Here is a 24,576-nt window from a genome sequence, read left to right as displayed (position 1 = left end):
CATGGAGTCGGCGCTCCTCGTCGTCGGACTGATCGTCGCGCTCTTCGCCGTCTTCACCGTGTTGCGGGCGGTACGCATCGTGCCCCAGGCCCGCGCTCGCAATGTCGAACGGCTCGGCCGCTACCACCGCACTTTGAAACCCGGCCTCAACGTCGTCATCCCCTACATCGACCGTGTCTATCCGGTGATCGACCTGCGAGAACAGGTCGTGTCCTTCCAGCCACAACCGGTGATCACCGAGGACAACCTGGTCGTGGAGATCGACACCGTCCTGTACTTCCAGGTCACCGACCCGCGGGCGGCCGCCTATGAGATCGCGAACTACCTTCAGGCTGTCGAGCAGCTCACCGTCACCACGTTGCGTAACGTCGTCGGGTCCATGGACCTGGAAAAGGCTCTCACCTCGCGCGACACCATCAACAACCAGCTCCGTGGTGTGCTGGACGAGGCCACCGGCAAATGGGGGCTGAGAGTCAACCGGGTGGAGATCAAGGCCATCGACCCGCCGCAGTCCATCAAGGACGCGATGGAGAAGCAGATGCGGGCCGAGCGGGACAAGCGGGCCGCGATTCTGGGGGCCGAAGGACAACGCCAATCGCAGATACTCACCGCCGAAGGCGACAAGCAGGCCGCTGTCCTGCGCGCGGAGGGCAACCGCACAGCCGAGATCCTCAGGGCCGAGGGCCAGTCACGGGCCATCGACGAGGTGTTCCAGGCCGTGCACCGCAACGACCCCGACCCCAAGCTGCTCGCGTACCAGTACATGCAGATGCTGCCCCAGCTCGCACAAGGCGCGGGCAGCACGTTCTGGGTGATCCCCAGCGAGGTCACCTCCGCACTCGAGGGTGTGTCCCGCGCGTTCAGCGAGGTGCTGCCCCAGTCGCCGGCCACCCGCGAGAAATCCTCGGACGACAGGGCTGCCCAGGCCGCCGACGACGCGGCGCAGGCCGCACAGGCCGCTGCCGAGGCCCTCGCCGACGCGGCCGAGGCCGACGGCGCGCATTGATGGAGCAGCGGGCAGCCGCTGGCACCTCACCAGGCCGCGGGACGGCGCAAGCCCTCAGCCGGGAGCAGGCTCAGGCGTGCGCAGGGCCAGGAAGGCGACGTCGTCGTCGTTGTCCTGGGGCCGGACGCGATCCAGCAGTGAGTCGCTGAACGAGTCCAGGGGACGCCGGGCCAGGGAAGCGGCGTGCTTGCGGAGCTGGTCCAGGCCGTCGTCGATGGAGTGCCGTGGAGACTCGACCAGTCCGTCGGTGTAAAGCACGAGGGTGGCCCGCGGGGGCAGGGTGACGACGGCGTCGTCGCGGGGTCTGGTGGAGCCCGTGCCGAGCAGGATGCCGTGTCCCTCAGCGAGGAAGCGGGTCCGGCCGTCGTGGTTCACCAGCAGTGGCGGCGGGTGGCCGGCATTGGTCCACCGCAGTCTCCACAGCCCGTCATCCGCACTGGTGAGCCGCGCGAGGATCATGGTGGCCATGGGAACTTCGGCGATGTGCATGACGGCCTGATCGAGCTGGGTGACAACAGCTCCGGGTGATTCGGGATGCGACCAGGCGAAGGCGCGCAGCATGTTGCGGACCTGCGCCATACCGCTGGCGGCGTCGAGATCGTGCCCGACGACGTCGCCTATGGCCAGTGCGGTCGCGCCGTCGGTGAGCGGGAAGGCGTCGTACCAGTCGCCGCCGACCTGTGAGGCCTGTGGGGCAGGGACGTACCGGGCCGTCATCTGCAATCCGGGAATCGAAGGCATCTGGGGCAGCAGGTGACGTTGCATGGTCTCGGAGACCTTGCGCTGCCGCTGGTACAAGCGGGCGTTGTCCAGTGCCAGGCCCGCCCGGCGGGTGATGTCCTCAAGCAGCGGCAGGTCACTGGCGTTGAAGCCGTCCGGGCGTTCCGCGCGGCCCAGCGTCAGCGCGCCGAGCACGTCCCGCGGGCCGCGGATCGGGGCGATGGCCGCGGAGTGTATGCCCGTCTTCCGGAAGAGACGGTGCTGCTCGACCGCGATGCCGGAGTCCGGTGGGCCGTGGTACGTGGAGGGGCCGGCGACGCTGGAGGCGGCGCCGCGCAGTGCCCGCGACAGCGGCATCGGGGAGTCGCGCGGCAGCGGCGGCATCGGCCCCTGGAGGTCCGTGCGCTCGATCAGAACGCCGTCCCTGTGTTGGACGACCAACGCGCGCCGCACCTCGTCGTTCTCGGTGAGCAGGTCGACCACCGCCCAGTCCGCCAGCAGGGGCACGGTCAGGGCGGCCAAGCGGTGCAGCGCCTCGTCCACAACCAGGGTCGAGGTGAGCTGTGTGGTGGTCTCGGCGAGCAGGGCGAGACGGTCGAGTTCCGTCAGCGCCGACGAGAGCCCTTCACCCTGCTCTCGGGAGTCCGCGGATTCCTGGCGCCGGTATAGCAGCACCAAGGCCCCCGGCCGTTCGAGGCCGAGGCAGAGGGCGTAGGGGGTCAGGATCCAGGACAGTCCGATCAGGGTGCCGTCCCCGCGGGCGAACCACCCCAGGTCACTGTGCCTGGTGCTCTCCGTGAGGAGGGCGTCCCGCATCCGGCAGCCGGAGCGCGGCAAGGGCCGACCATGGCTGTCGCGGTGCAGCAGGTCATGGGCGTCCTGGCCGAGGAGTTCCGCGGCGGTCCTTTGCAGGAGGCTCCGGGCGGCCCTGTTGGTCGCGATGATCAGTCCGTCGCCGTCCACGACGTAGGCAGACGCCTTCATGCCCTCCAGCAGATCGTCGGGCACGGCAGCAGGCAGTGCTCGGGACGCGTCCGGTAGGGGCGATCCAGTGTGCGGTACGACAGCGTCCATCTTCCCCGTCCTCATATGCAATCCAGCCTGGCCTACCCGTAGACAGGCCGCAATGGCACTGCGCGGCGCCGGGAGCGCGGTCGCGACATGCCGCCGTACACGCCGCTCACCGGGATCGTGCCGCCCCGCCGGACCGGCTCGATCGCCAGGTGGAGAGCCCCGAGCCGGTCGACACCGACGGTCTGCACGAGCCTGCCGGCTCCGGTGCGCGGGAGCAGGTCCGCGGATTGCCGGACCATCTTGCCCGGAGGGAGTGCTGCCATGCGCCTCCGTGTCCACGGCGTCGATCACGGCGTCCGGACCGCGGCCGCCGGTGACGTCCCGGACAGCCTGCACGAGGTCGTCCTGGTGGTCGAACTCGTCCAGGCCGAAGACCTGGGCCCCGTGGCGGCGTGCCCGGGTCAGCCGCTCCGGCACATGGTCGAGACCGATGACCTGGCCGCTTCCCAGGTGGCGGGCGGCGCGTCTGGTGCGCGACGCTGCCCGGCGCCGGCAGCGCGATCCCGAGCCGTCCCGCCGGTGACCCGGACAAGCCCGCTGCTGCCTTGGGCAACCTGCCGCCGGGGCAGGGGTTGACGTGGGGGGAGAGCAGGCGGGCGCTGAACGCGGCCCGGCAACGCTCGCCGCCGACCTGCGCCCATGGGGTCTCCTCGGCTGCGGGATCGTCGTGCAGATGGCCGCCGGTGAGTGCCTGCCTCGTGGGGCCTGCCGGGGCCCCGTACCGACTGTGGCTGCCTCGGACCGGCCGAGCGTCCCCGGCGCTTGCCGGCGAGGCATGCGCCGGGGACATCTGGTGCGGCCAGGTGGTCAGCAGCCCTGGTCCACTCGTCGTTCTGCGAAGCGGTGGCTGACCCCGGGTGCGGAGGCCGCTGCCGCGCGCGGTCAGCGGTTGGTGGACGCCAGTGCCTGCGCGGTGTAGCGCGCCCCGCTGACTTCCCGGGCCGGAACGGCGGCGCCGAGTGTGGCGCGTTCGTCCTGCGACAGGACGAGGTCGGCGGCCGCGGCGTTCTCCTCGAGGTACTTCTGCCTCTTCGTACCGGGGATCGCGACGGCCCCTTGTGCGTTGACCCAGGCGAGCGCCACCTGTCCTGGGGTCGCCCCGCGTGCGGCGGCCATCTCCCTCACACGCTCGACCAGGACCAGGTTGGCGGCGATGTTCTCCGGCGAGAAGCGGGGCAGACCGCGCCGCGCGTCGTCCGGCGCGAGGTCATCGACGCTGCGGATGGCTCCGCTGAGAAAGCCGCGGCCCATCGGCGATGAGGCGACCAGGCCGATGCCCAGTTCGTCCATCGTCGCCTTGCGGCCGTTGTCCAGCAGGTCCTGAGTGAACAGCGACAGTTCCGACTGGACCGCGGTGAGCGGATGGACGGCATGGGCCCGGCGGATGGTCTGCGAGGATACCTCGGAGAGGCCGATGTAGCGGACCTTGCCCGCCGTGACGAGCCCGGCCATCGCCCCGATGGTGTCCTCGATGGGCGTGCCGGGATCGACCCGGTGCATGTAGTAGAGGTCGATCACATCCGTCTTCAGATGGCGCAGCGAACGCTCCACCGCCCGGCGGATGTGCTCCGGCCGTCCGTCCAGGGGACCGGGCGTGCCGTCGTCGGCGAAGTCGAGGCCGAACTTCGTCGCCAGGATGATCTCGTCCCGGCGGTGTCCCAGTGCGCGGGCGATCAGCTTCTCGTTCTCGAAGGGCCCGTAGGACTCGGCCGTGTCGATGAACGTGACGCCCAGGTCGACCGCGCGGTTGAGCGTGATCACCGACTCCCGCTCGTCCGCCGCCCCGTAGTCCACGCTCATCCCCATCGCGCCCAGGCCCTGCACCGGTACGCGCAGTCCCTGACCGCCGAGGTCCACCGTCCGCATTGCGAATCCCTCTCCCAGTTGTGTTGACCGCCACGGTGCGCAAGACCGGACGGCGCGGGGCCGTCCGTCACTCACATGCCCGCCCGACTGGCGGCCGCGCCCGTTTCCGGTCAGGCTCGGCCCAGGTCTTGAGGATCGTCCATCTCCCCCCAGACGCCCCTCGGCCGAGGGCCGGGCCTCCGCCGCTGCCAAGCGCCGGGGGCCCGACTCGTTCTCTCGTGCTCTCCGGCGGTAACGCGTGAACCCGCGGACGGGACCGGCGGCAGCAGCGGCCGCCCGTGTCGGCGCAGGCGCGCTCTCCTGACCGCAGGCCGTGGGGCGACCCGCGCGAGCGTCACGGGAGCCTCGCGCGGCCGCCGGCACGCTCGGCCCACCCGCATGGCGACGTACCAGCCGGGCGGTGAGACTGTGAAAAGCAGCGCCTGGAGAAGGTGGGCCATGAAAACCGTCGAAGAAGTGATTGAGATCGCGGTCCCGGTACGTACCGCATACAACCAGTGGACCCAGTTCAAGAGCTTTCCGCGGTTCATGTCCGCGGTGAAGAGGGTCGAGCAGATCAATCCGGCCGTCACCCTCTGGGTCATCGGGCTCGGCCCGGTGCGCCGCGAATTCAAAGCGGAGATCGTGGAGCAGCAGCCGGACTCCTTCCTGGTCTGGCAGAGCCTGGAACGGACCCCTTACCACCGGGGCAAGGTCTCGTTCCGCTCCAGGGCACCGGACCGCACCGAAGTCACCGTGCGGATGGAGGCCGCGCGGCGCGGATTCGCGGACACCGTCACGGATGCCCTCGGGGTCACACGCCGTGTCGTCCGGGCCGAACTCCGCAACTTCAAGGAGTACATCGAGGGTCTGGGCGAAGAGAGCGGGGCCTGGCGCGCGTCCATCCACAACGGACATGTACAGCCGGTGGAATCGGAACCCCCACGGAGCCGGGTCCCTCGGTGGCCTGTCGGGTAAGTGAACCGCGTACGAGAGAACGAGAGACGCACCCCCATGACGAAGGCGCCCGGAGAAGAGCCGGATGAACCTCTCAGCGTGACTCCGCCCAAGAAGTGGGCCGCGGGAGTGCCCGCGGTGAGGCACGCGCTGGAGTACTCCCTCGAGGAGACATCGGTCCGGCGGACCGGGGTGACGCTGCTGACCATGAACCAGGTGGACGGAATCGACTGCCCCGGCTGCGCCTGGGCGGACCCCGCCCCCGGCCACAGGCACCGCAACGAGTACTGCGAGAACGGTGCCAAGCACATCAACGACGAGGCGACGACGCGCCGCATCACCGCCGACTTCTTCCGCGCGCATTCCGTCTCCGAGCTGCGCCGGCGGTCGGATCTGTGGCTGAACCAGCAGGGCCGGCTCACAGAACCGATGGTCAAGCGGCCGGACTCGGACCACTACGAACCGATCAGCTGGCGGGACGCCCTGGGACTGATCTCCACGGAGCTGAAGTCGCTCGACTCGCCCGACGAGGCGGTCTTCTACACCTCGGGCCGGGCCAGTAACGAGGCCGCCTTCGTCCTGCAGCTCTTCGCCAGGGCCTTCGGCACCAACAACCTGCCCGACTGCAGCAACATGTGCCATGAGTCCAGCGGCACCGCCCTGTACGAGACACTCGGCACGGGCAAGGGAACGGTGAGCCTGGACGACCTGCACCACGCCGACCTGATCTTCCTGGTGGGGCAGAATCCGGGAACCAACCATCCCCGGCAGCTCTCCGCCCTCGAAGAGGCCAAGCGCAACGACGCCCGCATCATCGCGGTGAACACGCTGCCGGAAGCCGGACTGCTGCGGTTCAGGAACCCGCAGAAGCCACGCGGGCTGATCGGACACGGCACCCAGATCGCCGACCGGTTCCTCCACATCCGCAGCGGCGGCGACCTCGCGCTGTTCCAAGGTTTGAACCGGCTGCTGCTTGAGGCGGAGGACGCCCGGCCGGGCAGCGTCCTCGACCAAGACTTCATCCGCTCCAGCACCAGCGGCTTCGAGGAGTTCTCCCGGCACGCCCGCACCATCACCTGGGACCAGATCCTCCCCGCGACCGGACTGACCCGCGAGGAGATCGAGGACGTCCGGGACGAGGTGCTGCGCAGCGAGCGCGTCATCGTCTGCTGGGCCATGGGAGTGACGCAGCAGCGGCACGGCGTCCCCACCATCCGGGAGATCGTCAACTTCCTGCTGCTGCGCGGCAACCTCGGCAGGGCCGGAGCCGGGGCCTGCCCGGTGCGCGGGCACAGTAATGTGCAGGGCGACCGCACGATGGGCATCTGGGAGCAGATGCCGGACTCGTTCCTGGACGCGCTGCAGCAGGAATTCGACTTCGACCCGCCGCGCGCCCACGGTCTGGACTCGGTTAACTCGATCAAGGCCATGCGGGAGGGCCGCATCAAGGTCTTCCTCGCCCTCGCGGGCAACTTCGTCCGGGCCGCGCCGGACAGCGACGTCACCGAGGAGGCCATGCGGCGATGCCGCCTCACCGCCCACATCTCCACCAAACTCAACAGGTCCCATGTGGTCTGCGGCCGGACGGCACTCATCCTGCCGACCCTGGGCCGCACCGAACGCGACGTCCAGCCCTGCGGCGAGCAGTTCGTCACCGTCGAGAACTCGATGAGCGAGGTGCACACCTCCCGTGGGCGCCTGGAGCCGGCCTCCAAACTACTGCTCAGTGAGATCGCCATCCTGTGCCGGCTCGCCCGCCACACCCTCGACGGCAAGGCCGACATCCCGTGGAAGCAGTTCGAGACCGACTACGGGACGATCCGCCACCGGATCTCGCACATCCTGCCGGGGCTGCACGACTTCAACCGGCGGGTGATCCGCCCCGGTGGCATCAGGCTGCCGAACCCGGTCAACGAGGGGGTCTTCGCCACCGCCACCGGCAAGGCCATGTTCACCTGCAACGCCTGGGACATGCCGCAGGCCCCCGAGGGGCACCTGCTGCTGCAGACCCTGCGCTCCCACGACCAGTGGAACACCATTCCCTACACGGACAACGACCGCTACCGGGGCATCCGCGGAAGCCGCCGGGTGGTGCTGGTCAACCCTGCGGATCTGGCCGAACTCGGCCTTTCCGAGGGGCAGTCGGTGGACCTGGTGAGCGTGTGGACCGACGATGTGGTGCGCCGCGCGGAGGGCTTCGCGGTGGTCCCCTACCCGACGTCACCGGGCTGTGCCGCCGCGTACTACCCCGAGACCCAGGTCCTGGTGCCGCTGGAGAGCGTGGCCGAGACCAGCAACCAGCCGACCTCGAAGTGCATCGTCGTCCGTCTGGAGCCCGCCGGCACCCGCCCGGGCCCCTCACCGCGGTGACCCGGGGGCTCCTGCTGGTCGCGGCCGGGATGCTGGTGCCGAAAGAGTCGAGGACAGCGTGAGTGCCGCAGCACCGTTGGGCGGAGACCTGACAGGTCAATGCCCAGGTCGTAGGTGAAGCGGAGGAAGTCCCGGTACGCCGGGCGGTCGCAGCCCGGCCGTCCGGTGGGTGGGTGCCCGACGGCGACCCGCGGCGCCTCGCGGCGTACCGCTCGCGAGGAGGCGATCACCATCGAGGGGCTCGCCGCCGGTGACACCCTGCACCGGGTCCAGGAGACCTGACTGGAGCAGGACGTCGCCCAGTGCGCTGCCGGCCGGTACAGATCCTGCCCCGGCGGCGCTCCTCAAGCGCACCTCCGAGCCGACGACGCCCACATCGGCGCCATCGCGAACGTGTGCCGCTGGGTACCCATGTCCGCATTCGGGAGACGATCAAGCGGGCCGGGGAACTCATCCGCCGGCGATCACAGCGCGTCGACGGCGCTCACCTTCCATCCGCCGCCGGTGCGCGTCAGCGTCATCCGGACGCGGTTCAGGTCGAGCCGGGGGGTGGAGACGCGGGTGCTGTCGGTGACCTGGTTGACGAAGAGCAGCACCACGACCTTGACCGGTGTCGCGGAGACGACCGCGGGGCCGGCGGCGACGGTGGCCCTGACGACGCCCTGGTACTTCGTGGCGGTCGGCGTGACGACGGTACGGGTGGTCTTGGCGTACGTGTCGCGGAAGGCGCCGGTCAGGAGCGCGCGGGCGGCGGCGAAGTCCCGGTCGAGGTGCCGATAGTCGTAGGAGAGGATCACCGGGGCCGCCTCGCGGGCCGCGGCCACGGCCTGTGAACGGGCCTGGCGCGTGCGTTCGGCCTCCCGGTACGCCAGGCCGAGGAACGGGGCGGCGACCAGGCCGCCTGCGAGGAGCAGCAGCAGGACCGCGGCCCGCATGCGGACGGGAACACGGAGACCGGCACGGGGGTGGGAGTGGGGGCCGCTGGGCGCACTCGGTTCGTCCGGTACGCCGACGCGCGGGACGCGTCCCACCGGGCCGGCCGCTTTCACCGGTTCGACCCGGTCGGCGTGTTCGACGCGCTTCGCCGCCGCCCGGGCTGCCGCGGCCATCTTCGTCGCCATGATGTGTCTCCTCTCAGCCGACGAACTCGACGTCGGACGTCAGCCAGCGTCCGTCCACGCGGCGGAGGTCGAGCTGGAGCCGGTAGGTGCGGGCCTCGCCGTTCGGGACGGCGGTGTTCGTGACCTTGCTGTCGGCGACGACCAGGACGCGGGCCGAGGCGTCGTCGGCGCGGACGATGCCGGCTTCGAGGATCTGGCCCTCGGAGACGGACTTGTTGACGGTGACCAGCTTGGTGAGCTGGTCGGTCTGCTCGGTGAACTGCCTCTTGAAGTCGCCCGTGGCGCCACTGAGGACGTTCTTGCTGTCCTGCGCGTAGTGCCGGTAGTCGAGTGAGGTGAAGTTGAGCGCCGACTGCCGGGCGGCGGCGACGATGTCCTGGTCGCGGCGCTCGTCCGCGTACCGCTGGTGGAGCCGCAGGCCGTACCAGCAGGACACGACGGCGAGCAGTACGGCGAAGGCACCGAGCGCGGCGAGGACGCGGCGGTCGGTCACACCATGGGGCCGACGAGCAGCCATTGCCATGAATCCTTTCCGAAGACGGCCTGCTGGCCGCCGGTCGAGCCGATGGAGACGCTGCCCTTGGGGGCGTTCTGGGCCCCGCGCACGGAGGTCGGCGAGCCGCGCGGGGCGGTGCAGCGGGCCCGGGTGTCGGCGGGGCGGTGTGCGGTGTCGGCGGGGTCGCGGCGTTGTGTGGAGCCGTAGCCCTGGCGGCAGGGCGGGGGGTCTCCGGCGTTGGCGACGAGCCCGAAGTGGGCGGTGCCGTCGCCGGGGAGGACGGTGAAGCCGCCGGCGACGACGGCGGGGAAGGTGACCAGGGTCTGTTCCAGTCCGGGCAGGCGGGCGACGACGACTCGGCCGCCGCTGACGAGGTTGCCGAGCAGGACGGGCAGCGCGGAACGGTTGGCCTTCAGCAGGGCGTTCAGCTCGTGGGAGGCGCTGACGCCGTTGTCCATCAGGCGTCGGATGTCGGCGTCGCGGTCCTTCAGTGTGGCGCTGAGGCCGGCCAGGTCGCGGGAGAAGGACCGGATCGCCGATCCCTTGTCGGCCTGGGTCTTCAGCACGGTACGGGAGTTCTCGATCAGGCCGATGGTCCGCGGGAGGTCGCGCTCGGCGGCGTCGACCAGGCTGTTGCCGGAGTCGACCAGGCGCGTCAGGTCGGGCCCGGTGCCGGCGAAGGCGGCGCCGAGTTCGTCGACGGTCACCATCAGGTCCTTCTTGCCGACGGAGTTGACGAGGCGGTCGAGGCTGAGGATCAACTCTGTGGTGGGCAGCGGGGTGCGGGTGTCCCGGCGGGCGATCGTGCTTCCGTCGCGCAGGTACGGGCCCGTGGCGGCGCGCGGCTGCAGGTCGACGTACTGCTCTCCGACGGCGGATCGGTTGGCGACGACGGCGAGGGTGTCGGCGGGGATGCGGGACGCGCCGGTGATGCGCAGGTCCACGGCCACGCCGTCGGCGCCGCTCAGCCGCAGCGCCCGCACGCGGCCCACCGGCACGCCGCGGTAGGTCACCTCGGCGCCCGGAAAGACACCGCCGGAGTCGGCGAAGTCGGCGTGCACGGTGTAGCCGCTGTCCATGACGCGCTCACCGAGGCCCGCGTACTCGGCGCCCACATAGGACACGCCGAGGGCGGTGATCGCGGCGAAGGCGGCCAGCTGGGCCTTGACCATACGGGTGATCACGCGCCCAGCCCCCTTGTCATGAGGCCGGCCAGCTCCCAGTCGACGCCGGCGGCGGACGGCGTGCCGCGGTCGTAGGAGGCCTGGCTGCCCAAGCACACGGGCGGGCAGAGCGCGCCGCCGCCGGACGTGTGCGTCGGGCCGGGGACCGGCAGGGTCGGAACCGGAGGGACGGCCGGCACGGTCGGCACACCGGGCAGGCTCGGCAGGGAAGTCGGCAGCGGGGGCAGCTCGGGAAGGGGCCCCGAGCCGGGGCCTTTGCCGGACCCGGGGGGCCGGGAAGGGCCGCCCGGGCCCTTGCTCAAGTTGCCGTAGAGGCTCTTCAGGTCGAGGTCGGCGGTGATCTTCAGGTTGACGTAGTCGCCCTTGATCGCGTCGGTCACGTTGCGCGGGAAGGGGTAGGTGGTCATGAGTTCCAGGGCGTTCGGCAGATCGGCGCCCGCCTGGTTGAGGCGGGTCAGGATCGGCCGCAGGCTGCGCAGGTTGGCGACGACGTCGTCGCCGGAGGCGTTGATCACCTTGGTGCCGGCCTTGCCCAGGTCGGACAGGGAGGTGAGCATCCTGGTCAGGTCGCGGCGCTGGTCGGCGAGGATCTTCAGGGCCGGGGGGATGGAGTCGACCGCCTTGCCGATGGTGGCCCGCTGCTCCCTGAGGGTCCTGGACAGCCTGTCGACGCCCTTGAGCGCGCGGACGATCTGCGACTTCTGGTCGTCGAGACCGCCGACGAAGGTGTCCAGCTCCTTGAGCAGGCTCTTGACCCGGTCCTCGCGCCCCGTCAGGGCCTTGTTCAACTCCCGCGTGATGGTGTGGAGCTGGGCCACGCCGCCGCCGTTGAGCAGCGCCGACAGCGCGGACAGCACCTCCTCTATCTCGGGGTTGCGGCCACTGCGCGACAGCGGGATCACATCCCCGTCGCCGAGCCGTCCGGACGGCGTGACACCGGTCGGGGCCTGCAGGGCGACGTACTTCTCGCCGAGCATGCTGGTCTGGCGCAGCTCGGCCACCGCGTTTCCGGGCAGCTTGACGGAGTCGGCGACCCGCAGGCGTACGCGGGCGTGCCAGCCGTCGAGCTCGACCTTCTCGACCGCGCCCACCGTGACGTTGTTGACCTTCACCGCGGACTGCGGCACCAGGTCGAGCACATCCCGGAACTCCACCGTGACGTGGTAGGCGTGCCCGTGCCCCGCCGCGCCGCCCGGCAGCGGCACGTCGTACAGCCCGTTGAATTCGCAGGCCGTCAGCAGCACCGCCCCGGCCGCGGTGCACAGCACCGCCTTCACGCGCCTCATGCGGCCACCCCCAGGATCCCGCCCAGCGTCCTGTCGACCGTGCCGGTACCCGTCGCCGCCGTCGTGTCCTTCACGGAGGGCAGGGCGTCGAAGAGCTTCTTCAGGCTCGCGCAGTCCGCCTTCTCGCCGGCCGTACGCAGCAGCGAGCACACCAGGGACGCCGGGTCCTGGGCCTGCTCGGCGTCGTCGCGGGTGTCGAGGGTGCCGGAGGACGGGTTGTAGGCGTTCTGCAGATTGGACAGCCCGGCGGGCACCACGTCCATGAACTCCTCCAGGGCGGCCCGCTGTGTCACCAGGACGCGGGTGACCTCGCTCAGCCCCTTCACGTCGGTGGTGAGCCGGTGCTTGTTGTCGCGTACGAAGACCGCCACGTCGCCGAGCGCGGTCGACAGCTGCTTGAGCGCCGCCGACAGGTCGTCGCGTTCTCCCGACAGCTGCCCGGCGACCTCGGCCAGGCTGTCGTTGAAGGACCGGACGCTCTGGTCGTCGGCGGCCAGTGCGGCGGTGAACAGCTGCAGATTGCGAACCGTCCCGAACAGATCGGTCCGCCCGTCGGAGAGGGTGGTGACGGCCAGCGAGAGGTCCTCGACAGTCTGGTGCAGCCGCTCGCCCTGGCCGTTGAGATTGTCGGCGCTGACGCCGAGCAGCCGGGACAGCGAGCCGTCCTCGTTGGCGCCGCGCGGGCCGAGCGCCTCCGCCGTGGTGTGGAGGCTGTCGAAGACGCGGTCCAGCTCGACGGGGACGGCGGTGCGGCTCTCGGGGATGACGGCGCCGCCGCGCATCACCGGGCCGGAGCGGTAGACCGGCAGCAGCTGGACGTAACGGTCGCTGACCACCGACGAGTTGATGATCGCGGCCTTGGCGTCGGCGGGGACCTTCTGCGCCGCGTCGTAGCTCAGCTCGACCCGGACCCGGCCACCCTCGGGCGTGATCTCCTTGACCTCGCCGATCCGGACGCCGAGCACCCGCACGTCCGAACCGGGGTAGATCCCGACGGTGCGCGGGAAGTACGCCGTGACGGTCACGGCCGGGCTCCGCGGCCACCAGGCGACGGCGAGACACGCGACCACCGTGAGCGCGGTGACCAGCGCCAGCCCGCGCACCAGGCGGGGCGTGCGGAGCCTTTCCAGGCGGCTCATCGCGACCCTCCCGTCCGGGGGGTGACGGGCACGGCGACGACGTTCTGGACGTAGGTGTCGAACCAGCGGCCGTTGCCGAGGGTGTTGGTGAACAGCCGGGCGAAAGGCGCGAGCAGCGTGATGCTGCGGTCCAGGCTGGTCTGGTTGCGCTGGAGCATCCGTATCACCGTCTCCAGACGGCTCAGCGCGGGCCCGATCGCCTTGCGGTTGTCGTCGACGAGGCCGGACAGCTGGGTGCCGAGCGTGGTGGCGCTGACGAGCAGGTCGTGGATGGCCGTGCGCCGCCGGTCGAGTTCCCGGAGCAGCCTGTCCCCGTCCTTCATGAGGGTGACCAGCTGGTCGGAGCGGTCGGCGAGGACGCCGGTGACGCCGTTGGCGTGGTCGAGGAGTTCGCGCAGCGCCTGGTCCCGGGAGGCGACGGTCCGGGAGAGCCGGGACAGTCCCGTGATGGAGGCCCTCACCTCGGCCGGGGAGTCCCTGAAGGTGCCCGAGATGGTGTCCAGGGCGGTCGCCAGCTGATCGGTGTCGATCTTCTCGCTGGTGGTGGTGAGGTCGCTGAAGGCCGCCACGACGTCGTACGCGGAGACCGTGCGCGACCGCGGTATCTCGCTGCCGGGTGCCAGCCGCCCGGGGCCCTTCGGCTCCAGTGCCAGGTACTTGGCTCCCAGGATCGTCTTGATCCGGATCGAGGCGCCGGTGCCGGCGCCCAGGTGCTGGTCGCTTTTGACCCGGAAGCTCACCTTCACGTGATCCCCGGCGAGTTCGACGGTGTCGACCTTGCCGGCCTTGACGCCGGCGATGCGTACCTCGTCACCGGGCTTCAGCCCGCCCGCCTCGGAGAAGGCCGCGCTGTAGCGGTCGCCGCCGCCGATCAGCGGCAGCTCCTCGACGTTGAAGGCCGCGACGACCAGCAGGGTGATCACGCTGAGTCCGATGGCGCCGATGACGAGCGGATTGCGTTCGCGGAACGGCTTCATCCTGGGGATCCGTACGCGCTTGATCCGGGGGATCGGTATGCCTCTCATCCCGCGCACCTCGCCTGCTGGACGTGGAGTTCCGGGGTGAGCGTCCCGGCGGTCTTCGGCAGGACGACCCGTCCGTCGAAGTCGCAGAGGTAGAAGTTGAACCAGGATCCGTAGGACGCCGTCGCGGTGAGCTTGTCGAGCTTGTCCGGCAGTCGCTTCAGGACGCCCTCCACGGTCTTCTCGTTGTCGTTCAGCGTCTTGGACAGGTCGGACAGCTGCGAGATGTCGGAGCGCAGTGCCGGGCGGCCCTGCTCCAGCAGACCCGAGGTGGCCTCGGTCAGATCGCCGATGCTCACCAGCGAGTCGCCGATGGCGGTGCGGTCGGCGGACAGTCCGGACACCACCCGCCGCAACTGGGTGAGCAGCCCGGAGAAGCGGGCGCTGCGCTGGTCGAGGGTGCCCAGCACGTCGTTGAGGTTGTCGATCACGGAGCCGATCAGCTCGTCGCGGTCGGCGAGCGTCGAGGTCAGCGACGCCGTGCGGGCCAGCAGGCTGTTGACCGTGCCGCCCTCGCCCTGCAGGGTGCGGATGATCTCGTACGCGAGCTGGTTGACGTCCTGGGGGCTGAGCGCGGCGAACAGCGGCTTGAAGCCGTTGAGCAGCGCCGTCAGGTCCAGCGCGGGCCGGGTCCGGGACAGCGGGATACGCCCGCCCGGCTTGAGCCGGGTCCCGTCCCCCGGGCCCTCGGTGAGCGCGATGTAGCGCTGGCCGACCAGGGTCCGGTAGCGGATGGCGGCCCCCGTGCCGGCGAGCAGCGGCCGGTCGTGGTCGACGGTGAAGGTGACCTCGGCGACCGTACGGTCGCCGGCCGTCGTCGTACGGATGGCCTCGACCTCGCCGACCCGCACCCCGGCCACGCGGATGTCGTCGCCGGTCTCCAGGCTCGTGACATCGCTGAAGACCGCGCTGTACGAATCGGTGGCGGTGAAGCGGACGTTGACGATGGTGGCCGCGAGCAGCACGGTGGCCAGGATCGTCAGGGCGGCGAAAACGCCGAACTTGATCAGCGGTGCGGTGGTCTCCATCGCCCTCATGCCACGCTCACCGCCGTCCCGCGGACCAGGGGGCCGAAGAGCAGGGTCGCGACCGCCGGCACCCGGTCCGCGGGCACACCCATGACCGGTGCGACCAGTGCGCCGATGACGTCCTGCTCGGACGCCGACGCACTCGACGCCCTCGTTCCGTCGTTGAGATGGAGGCCAGGCGCCGGCACCCGCGGATCGGGCAGTCCACGGCAGTCGGGTCCGGACCTGTCGGCGTAGCGCGGCTCCTCGCCGGGGCGGTACGCGGGACGCGGCCGGACGATCTCCAGGGTGATGTGCATCTCACCGCCGGCGAAGACCTTCTCGGCCAGCGGCTCCTCCTTCGCCACCCCGCCCAGCAGGCACGGGAACTCGGGCGAGTAGCGGGCCAGCAGCGCCAGCGTGGGGCGGGAGACCCGGTTCAGGGTGATGATCCGGTCGGCGTTGTCGCTCAGCACGTCCTGCCCGGTCCTGGCGAAGGCGGTGGTCCCGGTCAGCAGCGCCGCGAAGGTGTCCCGCTTCTCGACCAGGGTGCGGCTGGTGGTGATGGTGTTGCGGAGCACCTTCAGCAGGTCCGGCGCCGCGTCCCCGTACACCTCGGTCACATCGGCGAAGCGCGTGATGTCCTCCTTGATCTGCGGCATGTGCGGGTTGAGGGCGTGCAGATACCGCTGGACGCGGTCGAGGTTGCCGCCGATCCGATCGCCGCGGCCCTCCAGAGCGTCGGCGAAGGCGGAGAGCGTGGCGTTGAGCTCGGCGGGCTGGACGGTGCGCAGCAGCGGCAGGAGGTCGTTCATCAGCTGCTGCACCTCGATGCCGGCCCTGGTGCGGTCCTGGGTGATCACGTCCCCCGCCCGGATGTGGCGCGTCGCGGGCCTGCGGGGGACGACCAGGTCCACGTACTTCTCACCGAAGAGGGTCTTGGGCAGCAGCCGCGCCTCCACGTTCGCCGGGATGTCGGCGACGTGCTCCGGCTTGAGCGCGATGCCGAGGGTCGCCTTCGTCCCGTCGGCCCGCACGTCGCGCACCTGGCCGACGATGAGGCCGCGCAGCTTGACGTCGGCGGCGGGCTCCAGCTGGTTGCCGATGGTGTCGGCCTGGAGGGTGATGCGCACCACCGGCGTGAACGCCTGGCGGTAGGCGGCCACGGCGAGCGACAGCAGCAGGACCAGTACGGCCAGGAAGACCAGGCCGTACAGCCGCAGCGCAACCGGGGACGTCCCCGCGCGCGCCGGCTCCGGCGGCTTCGCCTTTCTCAACAACATGGGCTATCCCGCGATCCGTACGGTCGTGTTGGCTCCCCAGATCGCCAGGCTGAGGAAGAAGTCGAGGACGTTCACGGCGACGATGGAGGTGCGCACCGCCCTGCCGACCGCGACGCCGACGCCTGCGGGGCCGCCCTTGGCGTGGTAGCCGTAGTAGCAGTGCACCAGGATGATCATCACGGCGAAGGCGATCACCTTGCCGAAGGACCAGAACACGTCGACGGGCGGCAGGTACTGCTGGAAGTAGTGGTCGTAGGTGCCGGCCGACTGCCCGTGGAAGCCGGTGGTGATGGTGCGGGCGGCCAGGTAGGAGGAGAGCAGCCCGATCACGTACAGCGGCACGACCGCGGCGAAGCCGGCGATCATGCGGGTAGTGACCAGGAACGGCAGTGAGGGGACCGCCATCACCTCCAGCGCGTCGACCTCCTCGCTGATCCGCATGGCGCCGAGCTGCGCGGTGAACCCGGCGCCGACGGTCGCGGACAGGGCGAGCCCGGCGACCAGGGGGGCGATCTCCCGGGTGTTGAAGTACGCGGACAGGAAGGCCACGAAGTTCGAGGTGCCGAGCTGGTTGAGGGCCGCGTAGCCCTGCAGCCCCACCTCGGTGCCGGTGAAGAACGACAGGAAGGCGATGACGCCGACGGTGCCGCCGACCACGGCCAGCGCTCCGCGCCCGAAGCTGACCTCGGCGAGCAGCCGCAGGACCTCCTTCTTGTAGCGGCGCAGCGTACGGCCGGTCCAGGCGAGCGAGCGCCCGTAGAAGGCCAGTTGGCCGCCCAGCTCCTCCAGGCGGTGTGTGAGGCCGGTCAGCGCCATCCTCCTCATCCCTTCTGCGGAACGATCTGGAAGTACACGGCGGTCATCACGAAGTTGGTGACGAAGAGCAGCATGAAGGTGATCACCACCGACTGGTTGACCGCGTCACCGACGCCCTTCGGGCCGCCCTTGGCGGTCAGTCCCTTGTACGCGGCGACGATCGCGGCGATCGCGCCGAAGACCAGGGCCTTGAGCTCCGCCGCGTACAGGTCGGGCAGCTGGGCGAGCGTGGTGAACGAGGCCAGGTAGGCGCCCGGAGTGCCGTTCTGCAGGACGACGTTGAAGAAGTAGCCGCCGGCCACGCCGACCACCGACACCAGGCCGTTGAGCAGCACCGCCACCACCATCGAGGCCAGGACCCTGGGGACGACCAGCCGGTGGACCGGGTCGATGCCCAGCACCTCCATCGCGTCGATCTCCTCCCGGATCTTGCGCGCCCCCAGGTCCGCGCAGATCGCCGAACCTCCCGCGCCCGCGATCAGCAGCGCCGTCACGATCGGGGATGCCTCGCGCAGCACCGCCAGCACGGAGGCGGCGCCGGAGAAGGACTGCGCGCCCAACTGGCGGGTGAGGCTGCCGATCTGCAGGGCGATCACCGCACCGAAGGGGATGGACACCAGGGCGGTCGGCAGGATCGTGACGCTCGCGATGAACCAGGCCTGCTGAATGAACTCCCGCACCTGGAAGGGGCGCCGGGGCAGGGTCCGCAGCACGTCCAGGGCGAGGGCGAAGAGATCTCCGGTGTGCCGCAGCCCCGCGACAGGAGAGAGGCTCACGGATGCGCCCCCTCCCGTTCGGCGATGGCGGCCCAGCGGGGCGGCCGGCCGATGCCGGCGCTGGGCAGCAGCCGCGGGGCGACGCCGACACCGGTTGTGTCGTCGAGCCCCGTCAGCTCCTGCTCGACCTGGAAGGCGTCCTTCTCCTCCGCCATCCCGATCGGGCCCTCCATCCGGCCCCCCAGGAACTGCCGCACGACCGGCTCGTCACTGGACAGCAGCTTCTCCCGCGGGCCGAACATCACCAGCTCGCGGCGGAACAGCAGCCCGATGTTGTCGGGCACCTGGCGCGCCGACGCGATGTCGTGCGTGACGATCAGGAAGGTCGCGTCCGTCTGCGCGTTCAGGTCCACGATCAGCTGGTTGAGGTACGCCACGCGGACCGGGTCCAGCCCCGAGTCGGGTTCGTCGAAGAGGATGATCTCCGGGTCCAGGACCAGCGCACGGGCGAGCCCCGCCCGCTTGCGCATACCGCCCGAAATCTCCCCGGGCAGCTTCTCCTCCGCGCCGATGAGGCCGACCATGTCCATCTTCTCCAGGACGACGCGCCGGATCTCGCTCTCGCGTCTGCGGGTGTGTTCGCGCAGGGGGAAAGCGATGTTGTCGAAGAGGTTCATGGAGCCGAACAGCGCGCCGTCCTGGAACAGCACGCCGAACAGCCGCCGCACCTCGTAGAGTTCGCGCTCGCGCAGGCGGGTGATGTCACGGCCGGCGACATGGACCGATCCCCGGTCCGGCCGCAGCAGGCCGACCAGGGTCTTCAGGAAGACCGACTTGCCCGTACCGGAGGGACCCAGCATCACGGAGATCTCCCCGGCGGGGAGCGTGAGCGAGACGTCCTGCCAGATGACCTGGCGGCCGAAGGACTTGGTCAGCCCCTCGACACGGATCTCCACACCCATCCGGAATCCCCTCCGCCACGACCACACCGTCGTGACAGACCGGGGCGCGGACGGGAAGCGGGGGAGCCCACGCTCCCGGCCTGTCACGTGCTCTACGGCGGGGGACGCCGCGTCCGTCGCGGCGGAGGGAAAGTTTTTTTCGAGAGGCCTCCGGGCCCGGTCGCGGGCGCACGGATGTCCGGGGGCGTCCGCCGGCAAAGGCGCGGATACCCGTCACGGGACGCAGACGACCATGGGCAAGCGTGAGCAACAGCCCGGCACCGCCGAAAGTGCGGGGTCTCCCCACCGGGCCCGGTGGGGACGCCCGGTCAAGGACGCACAGGCACGCCCGGAACGTTCGGCAGCGCCGACGGGATAACCGTCACCGGGACGTCGCCCACCGCGGGGAGCGTCGGCACCGTCGGCAGGCTGGGCAGCGCGGCGACCGAGGGAACCGCCGGGACCGCCGGCACCGTGGGGGCCGCCGCCAGCGGGGGCACGGCGGTTGCGGACACATCCGGCACCGCCGCCCGCGTCGGGAGGCGCAAGCGGGGTCGCGGCGACGGTGAGGCCGACGCCGCGCCGCGGCCCCCGGCCGGACCGCCAAGGCCGTGCACCTCCGGTGCGTGCTCCGGCCGGCCGTGGCGGGACGTTTCCGATCCGTTCTTCTCCGCCGCCGTCGCCGCGGGCGGGTGTCGCGGCGGCCCGGCCGCGTCACCCGCGTACGGGACGGCCAGCCCCAGCACCGTGAGCGTCGCCGCCGTGGACACCGCGGCCACCGTCTGCAGGACACCGCCGCCGCCCGCCGGACGCTGCCGGGCCACGCGCCCGCACAGCCACAGCGCGAGACCGAAGGTCGCGGCCAGCGTCTGCCGCAACGCCCGCCGTGCCCGGGCGAGCAGCGACTCGACCGCCCGGTAGCTGAGCCCCATGCGGGACGCGACCTGCTCGACGTCCAGGTCCTGCGATCTCAGCCGCAGCGCCTCCGCCTGCCGGGCGGGCAGGTCGCCGCTCTGCGCGGCCAGCCAGACCGCCTCGGCACGATCGCAGACCGACTCCTCGACCGTCGCCGGCGCCGGCATCGCGCGGCCCGCGAGTGTGCCGACCTCCGTCTCACGGTTCACCTGCCGGTACCGGTCCGCGCACAGCCGCATGGTCACGGTCGTCAGCCACGCGCCCAGCCGCTCGTCTTCGACATTCGGGTTCTCCATGGCGCGCAGCATCGCCTCGTGGACGGCGTCCTCCGCGTCCTCCCGGCTCATGGACCGGCGGCGCGCGACTCTCATCAGCGCTTCGCGGTGGCTCCACATCAGCTGCCATCGCTCATCCGAGCCGCGATGGATTTCCGTCGCCATCAGTGCCCCTTCGCGCTTCCACACCGATGGGCCGATGCTACTCCCGAGTACGCCGGACGGGGAGGGGTCAGGCCCCGGCGGCCGCCGGGGCCGTGTACATGACCTCCCCGCAGGTGGCCGTCCGGGTCCTGGAAGCTGCGGCCTTACAACGGGCCCTGTTTCATGGCTCCTGCGTCCACTCCGGGACCGGCCCCGAGGCGCGGCGGTGGTCACTTGCGGTCTTCCGGGCCGCGTCGAAAGCTCGCTGCGGGTCACCCAGAGGAATCCGAAACGGTGATGTCGGCTATGACGCGGACAGTGAACGGAAGGTCCGACAGTCACCCCAATGCCGCCTTCTCGCGGCCGAGGTGCCGCATCCCCTGCTGCGAATCATGATTGTCGCGGGCGCGGGGCTCGACGCCCGGAGGGACAGCGCGTCTGCGCACGCTGGTCATCGACGCCTGGAGCTGGCTCTGCTGAGTCTCGCTCCGCTGCGCCGTGTGCGGCGTCCCGGCACGGTGCTGCGGTCGAACTCGGCCGGCTTGAGAGGACATCTCATCCCCTCGCCACCACACGTGCACGGTGCCCCGCACCGGCCAGGTGGCCACCCTCGCCGGGATCGGCATCGACTACTACGTGCGCCTTGAGCGCGGCAAGGAGAATCGCCCCAGCGTCGCCGTCCTTGACGCGCTCGCCCGCACCCTCCGCGAGTTCGAGTCGTTGTACAACGGCCATCGCCTCCACCAGGCCCTGGGTCAAGCGGCTCCGCTCCGCCCACTGCCCGACCCGGCCACCGAGCCAGGACGGCTCAAGCACCTGGAGATCCGGCGACGAGGTCGACCCGGCGGAACCCTGCACGCGTACCAGCATGCAGCCTGATCAGGGCGGATGATTGATCGGCACCCGCAGTGGCGCCGGCTTCACCTCGTCCCGCATCCCGCCCACCGTCGACCAGGCTGGAAACGGCTCAGCGTGTCCCGGACCCGGATGCCCCGCCGGACGAAGGGGGGTCTGCGGGAGGCGTCTCGGTCCCGGCAACGGACTGTCGTGCCCGGCGCTCGATGTCACTCGTGATTCTCGTGGCATCGGCCGCCGCCTCCCTCCCGGCGGGGTCCTGGGTCATGGTGCTGATGACGAGGACGGTGATGTACAGAGCCGCCACGATCACGCCGACTCCGAGGACGACCCATCCGGCCACCGCGTGGGTGAGCATCACCGTCGGACCGATGGTGAAGGTCACCGTGACCACGATGACGAAGCCGACCTGGCTCGGGAGTCCTGTCCCCGCGGGTGCTTTCCTGGTCGGGGGGGCTTCCGCCCGAGCCTGCGCATAGGCCCAGGCGGCCTGGGCCGCCCATACGGCGGATGCGGCGCTGACCGTGAAGATGGCCCACGCGGAGCTGAAGGGCCAGAAGCGGACCAGCACGTGAGGGGTCTCGTGGATGTGGGCAACGGCGTACCAGAGGAACAAGCCCGCCGCGACCCAGGTGATGATCACTCCGATCGTCGAAGTGACGCGAGAACGGGTGCACTCCACTGTCCCCACCCCCAAGTGTCCTCGGGTGTGTCCTACCCCCGATCGGGCGTCCTCAGTGACACCGTCACCAGGGTCTGGTCGCTCGGCTTGCGGACTGTGCGCTGTGCGCTCCGAGGCGGATCGGGGTCGGCTCACGGCCTGCGCGCCGGCAGTGGGCGACAGCGCGTGGCGGCGTGTGCAACGGGACCGGCGGGCGAGCCGGGGGACACCGATCCGGTGCCCCCCTCTTCATGGACGCTCTGCGGGTGTCAGGCCGACGTCTTCACTGCCGCGCCCGGCGCGCCCGCCCCCTCCCTCGCCGGCTGCCGCACGACACGCCTGCGCCGGGTCGGAATGCCCATCGTCGGGTTGGCGACGCCCCAGGCCGCGCCCTTGCAGACAAGTTCCTTGTACACGGCGGCGAACCGCCCCGTCAGAGTCGCGCGGACGGCGCGGTCGTCGGCGGTGACGTACTGGATCAGGCCCTCCTTGCGCCCCAGCGAGATGCACTGGTTGAAGTAGCGCAGCGGCACGTTCGGGAGCTTCCCGCCGGTCAGCCGGGCCGCGATGGCGTCGGCGGCCTGCCAGGCGGTGGGGACGCCCGATGCGCACGACATGCGCAGCGGCTTGTCGCCGGGGCCCGTCACCATGGCCGCGTCGCCGATGGCGTACACGTCCGGGTGGGAGTACGAGCGCAGGGTCCCGTCGACCACGATCTGGCCGGTGTCGGTGACCTGCAGGGTGGTGCCCGTCGCGATGGGGTGGACGGCGAAGCCGGTGGTCCACACGGTGACCGCGGCCGGGATGGCGGTCCCGTCGGCGGTGATGACGCGGTCGGCCTCCACGCCGGTGACGGTGGCGTGCTCGTGCACGGTGACGCCGAGCCGGTCAAGGACCTTCCGCAGGTGCCGGACGGCCTTGGGCGACAGCCAGTCCCCGAGGCCGCCGCGGGCGGCGAGGGCCACGGCGAGATCGGGGCGGGCCTCGGCGATCTCGCTCGCGGCCTCCAGGCCGGTGAGGCCGCCGCCGACCACGACCACGGGCTGCCCGGCGGCCAGGCCGGCGAGGCGCTCGCGCAGCCGGAGCGCTCCGGCGCGGCCGGCGATCTCGTGGGCGTGCTCGGCGGTGCCGGGGACGCCCTGGTCGTTCCAGCCGCTGCCGAGGGCGTACACGAGGGTGTCGTACGCGATCTCCACCGCGCCGTTCGCTGCGTCGAGGAGGGTGACGGTCCTGCGGTCGACGTCGATGCCGGTGACCTTCCCCGGCTTCAGCTCTACCCCGGTGCCCGCGAACATCTCGTCGAGGGGCCGGGCCTTGAGGTCGTGACCGGCCGCGAGCTGGTGCATCCGGACGCGCTCGACGAAGTCGGGCTCCGCGTTGACGAGGGTGATGGCGACGTCTTCGCGGTGCAGCCGCCTGGCGAGACGCCCGGCGGCACTGGCTCCGGTGTATCCGGCTCCGAGGACGACGATGCGGTGCTGCATGTCCTGGCTCCTGTCTGCTTCTCAGCGCTCTTCGGTGGGTTCGCGCCTTGAACCGGGCGGCCCGCCGTTTCCTGACAGGAGCGGGTTGTGAAGTGGCTCACACACGGGGGTCAGAAGGCTCGGAACACGGGTTCGCCATGGTCGCCGGCCGCCCATCGCCGGCTGGCGCGTTCGAGCTTGTCGGGGTTGACCTGGTTGCGGAGGCCGGCGATGCCCTCGGCGGTGACCTCCAGGCACATGACGCCGATGACCCGGCCGTCGAAGACGGCCACGACGGCGGGGCCGCCGTTGGCGGTCGCGGCGTGGATCTCGGGCGAGCCGCCGACGAGGGCCTGTTTGGCTTTGCCGGGTGTGAACAGGCCGCGGATGAACTTCGCGACGGCGAGCGCGCCCTCGAATGCCTTGGCGCGGGCCGGGATCTTCCCGCCGCCGTCGCCGATGGACACGACGTCCTGGGTGAGCAGCCGCACGAGCGGCTCGGTCCGGCCGCTGGCGGCCGCCGCGAGGAATTCCTCGACGATCCGCCGCGCGGCGGCCTCGTCGATCTCGGTACGGGCCTTGCCGTCCGTGACGTGCTTCTTGGCACGGTGGAGGATCTGCTGGCTGGCGGCCTCGGTGATGCCGAGGATCTCGGCGATCTCCCGGTGCGGGTAGTCGAAGGCCTCTCGCAGCACGTACACCGCCCGCTCGCCCGGGGTGAGGCGTTCCAGAAGGACGAGGACCGCGTACGAGACCGACTCGCGCTGTTCGGCGGTGTCGGCCGGGCCGAGCATCGGGTCCCCGGCGAGCAGCGGCTCGGGGAGCCACTGGCCCACGTAGGTCTCGCGCCGTGAGCGGGCCGAAGTGAGTTGGTTGAGGCACAGGTTGGTGAGCACCTTGGTCAGCCAGGCCTCGGGGACCTCGACGCGGCCGACGTCCGCGGCCTGCCAGCGCAGGAACGTCTCCTGCACGGCGTCCTCGGCCTCGCTCGCGGAACCGAGCATGCGGTACGCGATGGCCTCCAGGCGGGGCCTGGACGCCTCGAACCGGTCCACGTCGTGCACGGTCAGTGCCATGCCCGGATCTTAGCCCTCGCGGTGCGAGACGGCTGAGGCACATCCGTAGCGCCGTGCCCCACGGCAGCACCGGGGTGCCGGTCGCGCCTCGGCCGGGGTGGGCCGCCGACACTTCTGCCGGATCAGGGGAGACGGCGGGGCGGGTGGTTGGCCTGTGCCGGCCGTGGGCCGGTCGACGTCGGGAGCAGCGTGTGGCAGAGCTGG

At 70.9% G+C, this 24,576-nt stretch carries 23 protein-coding genes; 5 read left to right on the top strand and 18 right to left on the bottom strand.

The genetic code is table 11. The features are described 5' to 3' along the window. The first annotated feature begins 1 nt into the window (after position 1). A complete protein-coding gene (locus tag ACWDAS_RS23635; protein ID WP_450394161.1) occupies positions 2-1,006 on the top strand; it encodes an SPFH domain-containing protein in 1,005 nt (334 codons plus the stop codon). A 54-nt stretch (positions 1,007-1,060) separates the two neighbouring features. Here the strand turns inward: ACWDAS_RS23635 and ACWDAS_RS23630 are convergent, their stop codons facing one another. From ACWDAS_RS23630 to ACWDAS_RS23620, 3 genes are all read right to left on the bottom strand, one after another. Beyond that, positions 1,061-2,800 (bottom strand): SpoIIE family protein phosphatase, encoded by a 1,740-nt coding sequence (locus ACWDAS_RS23630; RefSeq protein WP_450394158.1) that lies wholly within the window; start codon positions 2,798-2,800, stop codon positions 1,061-1,063. A gap of 32 nt (positions 2,801-2,832) precedes the next feature. Next, on the bottom strand, positions 2,833-3,063 hold the full coding sequence (locus ACWDAS_RS23625) for a hypothetical protein (protein WP_450394156.1): 231 nt from the start codon (positions 3,061-3,063) through the stop codon (positions 2,833-2,835). Positions 3,064-3,682: 619 nt separating this feature from the next. Then, positions 3,683-4,666: an aldo/keto reductase gene (locus ACWDAS_RS23620; protein ID WP_450394153.1), complete on the bottom strand. Its 984-nt coding sequence runs from the start codon at positions 4,664-4,666 to the stop codon at positions 3,683-3,685. 438 nt (positions 4,667-5,104) lie between these two features. On the opposite strand from ACWDAS_RS23620, the gene ACWDAS_RS23615 reads away from it, so the two are divergent. The 3 genes from ACWDAS_RS23615 to ACWDAS_RS23605 all read left to right on the top strand — a co-directional run bounded on the left by ACWDAS_RS23615 (position 5,105) and on the right by ACWDAS_RS23605 (position 8,254). Continuing rightward, on the top strand, positions 5,105-5,623 hold the full coding sequence (locus ACWDAS_RS23615; RefSeq protein WP_450394275.1) for an SRPBCC family protein: 519 nt from the start codon (positions 5,105-5,107) through the stop codon (positions 5,621-5,623). A 36-nt stretch (positions 5,624-5,659) separates the two neighbouring features. Next, the gene (locus tag ACWDAS_RS23610) at positions 5,660-7,972 is read left to right on the top strand and encodes an FdhF/YdeP family oxidoreductase (protein WP_450394150.1); all 2,313 of its coding nucleotides are present in this window, start codon (positions 5,660-5,662) and stop codon (positions 7,970-7,972) included. Positions 7,973-8,086: 114 nt separating this feature from the next. Beyond that, complete coding sequence (locus tag ACWDAS_RS23605; protein ID WP_450394147.1) at positions 8,087-8,254, top strand: hypothetical protein; 168 nt, start codon at positions 8,087-8,089, stop codon at positions 8,252-8,254. Between the two features lie 182 nt (positions 8,255-8,436). Here ACWDAS_RS23605 and ACWDAS_RS23600 read toward each other — a convergent pair whose 3' ends face one another. The 12 genes from ACWDAS_RS23600 to ACWDAS_RS23545 form a co-directional block, all read right to left on the bottom strand. Next, complete coding sequence (locus tag ACWDAS_RS23600; protein WP_450394144.1) at positions 8,437-9,093, bottom strand: hypothetical protein; 657 nt, start codon at positions 9,091-9,093, stop codon at positions 8,437-8,439. Between the two features lie 13 nt (positions 9,094-9,106). Then, positions 9,107-9,610, bottom strand: a complete 504-nt coding sequence (locus ACWDAS_RS23595; RefSeq protein WP_450394142.1) for a hypothetical protein — start codon at positions 9,608-9,610, stop codon at positions 9,107-9,109. Continuing rightward, positions 9,583-10,773 carry an MCE family protein gene (locus ACWDAS_RS23590; protein WP_450394139.1) on the bottom strand — a complete coding sequence of 397 codons (1,191 nt, stop codon included), beginning with the start codon at positions 10,771-10,773 and terminating at the stop codon, positions 9,583-9,585. The genes ACWDAS_RS23595 and ACWDAS_RS23590 overlap by 28 nt, the downstream gene beginning before the upstream one ends. Continuing rightward, positions 10,770-12,059: an MCE family protein gene (locus ACWDAS_RS23585; protein WP_450394136.1), complete on the bottom strand. Its 1,290-nt coding sequence runs from the start codon at positions 12,057-12,059 to the stop codon at positions 10,770-10,772. Before ACWDAS_RS23585 ends, ACWDAS_RS23590 begins: the two co-directional genes overlap by 4 nt. Then, on the bottom strand, positions 12,056-13,198 hold the full coding sequence (locus ACWDAS_RS23580) for an MCE family protein (RefSeq protein WP_450394133.1): 1,143 nt from the start codon (positions 13,196-13,198) through the stop codon (positions 12,056-12,058). Before ACWDAS_RS23580 ends, ACWDAS_RS23585 begins: the two co-directional genes overlap by 4 nt. Beyond that, positions 13,195-14,175, bottom strand: coding sequence for an MCE family protein (locus ACWDAS_RS23575; RefSeq protein WP_450394273.1), 981 nt, complete (start codon positions 14,173-14,175; stop codon positions 13,195-13,197). Before ACWDAS_RS23575 ends, ACWDAS_RS23580 begins: the two co-directional genes overlap by 4 nt. Before the next feature lie 44 nt (positions 14,176-14,219). Next, positions 14,220-15,257, bottom strand: a complete 1,038-nt coding sequence (locus ACWDAS_RS23570) for an MCE family protein (RefSeq protein ID WP_450394130.1) — start codon at positions 15,255-15,257, stop codon at positions 14,220-14,222. After that, positions 15,254-16,510: an MCE family protein gene (locus ACWDAS_RS23565; RefSeq protein WP_450394127.1), complete on the bottom strand. Its 1,257-nt coding sequence runs from the start codon at positions 16,508-16,510 to the stop codon at positions 15,254-15,256. Before ACWDAS_RS23565 ends, ACWDAS_RS23570 begins: the two co-directional genes overlap by 4 nt. A 3-nt stretch (positions 16,511-16,513) precedes the next feature. Beyond that, positions 16,514-17,326, bottom strand: coding sequence for an MlaE family ABC transporter permease (locus tag ACWDAS_RS23560; protein WP_450394124.1), 813 nt, complete (start codon positions 17,324-17,326; stop codon positions 16,514-16,516). Between the two features lie 5 nt (positions 17,327-17,331). Then, complete coding sequence (locus tag ACWDAS_RS23555; RefSeq protein WP_450394122.1) at positions 17,332-18,102, bottom strand: MlaE family ABC transporter permease; 771 nt, start codon at positions 18,100-18,102, stop codon at positions 17,332-17,334. Beyond that, positions 18,099-19,004 (bottom strand): ABC transporter ATP-binding protein, encoded by a 906-nt coding sequence (locus ACWDAS_RS23550; RefSeq protein ID WP_450394120.1) that lies wholly within the window; start codon positions 19,002-19,004, stop codon positions 18,099-18,101. Before ACWDAS_RS23550 ends, ACWDAS_RS23555 begins: the two co-directional genes overlap by 4 nt. Positions 19,005-19,312: 308 nt before the next feature. Next, the gene (locus tag ACWDAS_RS23545; RefSeq protein WP_450394119.1) at positions 19,313-20,338 is read right to left on the bottom strand and encodes a sigma-70 family RNA polymerase sigma factor; all 1,026 of its coding nucleotides are present in this window, start codon (positions 20,336-20,338) and stop codon (positions 19,313-19,315) included. A 561-nt stretch (positions 20,339-20,899) separates the two neighbouring features. On the opposite strand from ACWDAS_RS23545, the gene ACWDAS_RS23540 reads away from it, so the two are divergent. After that, positions 20,900-21,196: a helix-turn-helix domain-containing protein gene (locus tag ACWDAS_RS23540; protein ID WP_450394115.1), complete on the top strand. Its 297-nt coding sequence runs from the start codon at positions 20,900-20,902 to the stop codon at positions 21,194-21,196. Between the two features lie 88 nt (positions 21,197-21,284). Here ACWDAS_RS23540 and ACWDAS_RS23535 read toward each other — a convergent pair whose 3' ends face one another. From ACWDAS_RS23535 to sigJ, 3 genes are all read right to left on the bottom strand, one after another. Next, the gene (locus tag ACWDAS_RS23535) at positions 21,285-21,815 is read right to left on the bottom strand and encodes a hypothetical protein (RefSeq protein WP_450394112.1); all 531 of its coding nucleotides are present in this window, start codon (positions 21,813-21,815) and stop codon (positions 21,285-21,287) included. A 287-nt stretch (positions 21,816-22,102) separates the two neighbouring features. Next, entirely contained in the window at positions 22,103-23,317 is a 1,215-nt protein-coding gene (locus ACWDAS_RS23530; RefSeq protein ID WP_450394109.1) for an NAD(P)/FAD-dependent oxidoreductase, read from the bottom strand. 110 nt (positions 23,318-23,427) lie between these two features. Next, entirely contained in the window at positions 23,428-24,372 is a 945-nt protein-coding gene (gene sigJ / locus ACWDAS_RS23525; protein WP_450394106.1) for an RNA polymerase sigma factor SigJ, read from the bottom strand. Positions 24,373-24,576: the final 204 nt, after the last annotated feature.

This window comes from Streptomyces sp. NPDC001070 (genome assembly GCF_053598835.1).
The sequence above is the reverse complement of the archived record's forward strand: the minus strand, read 5'-3'. Positions and strand labels throughout refer to the sequence as shown.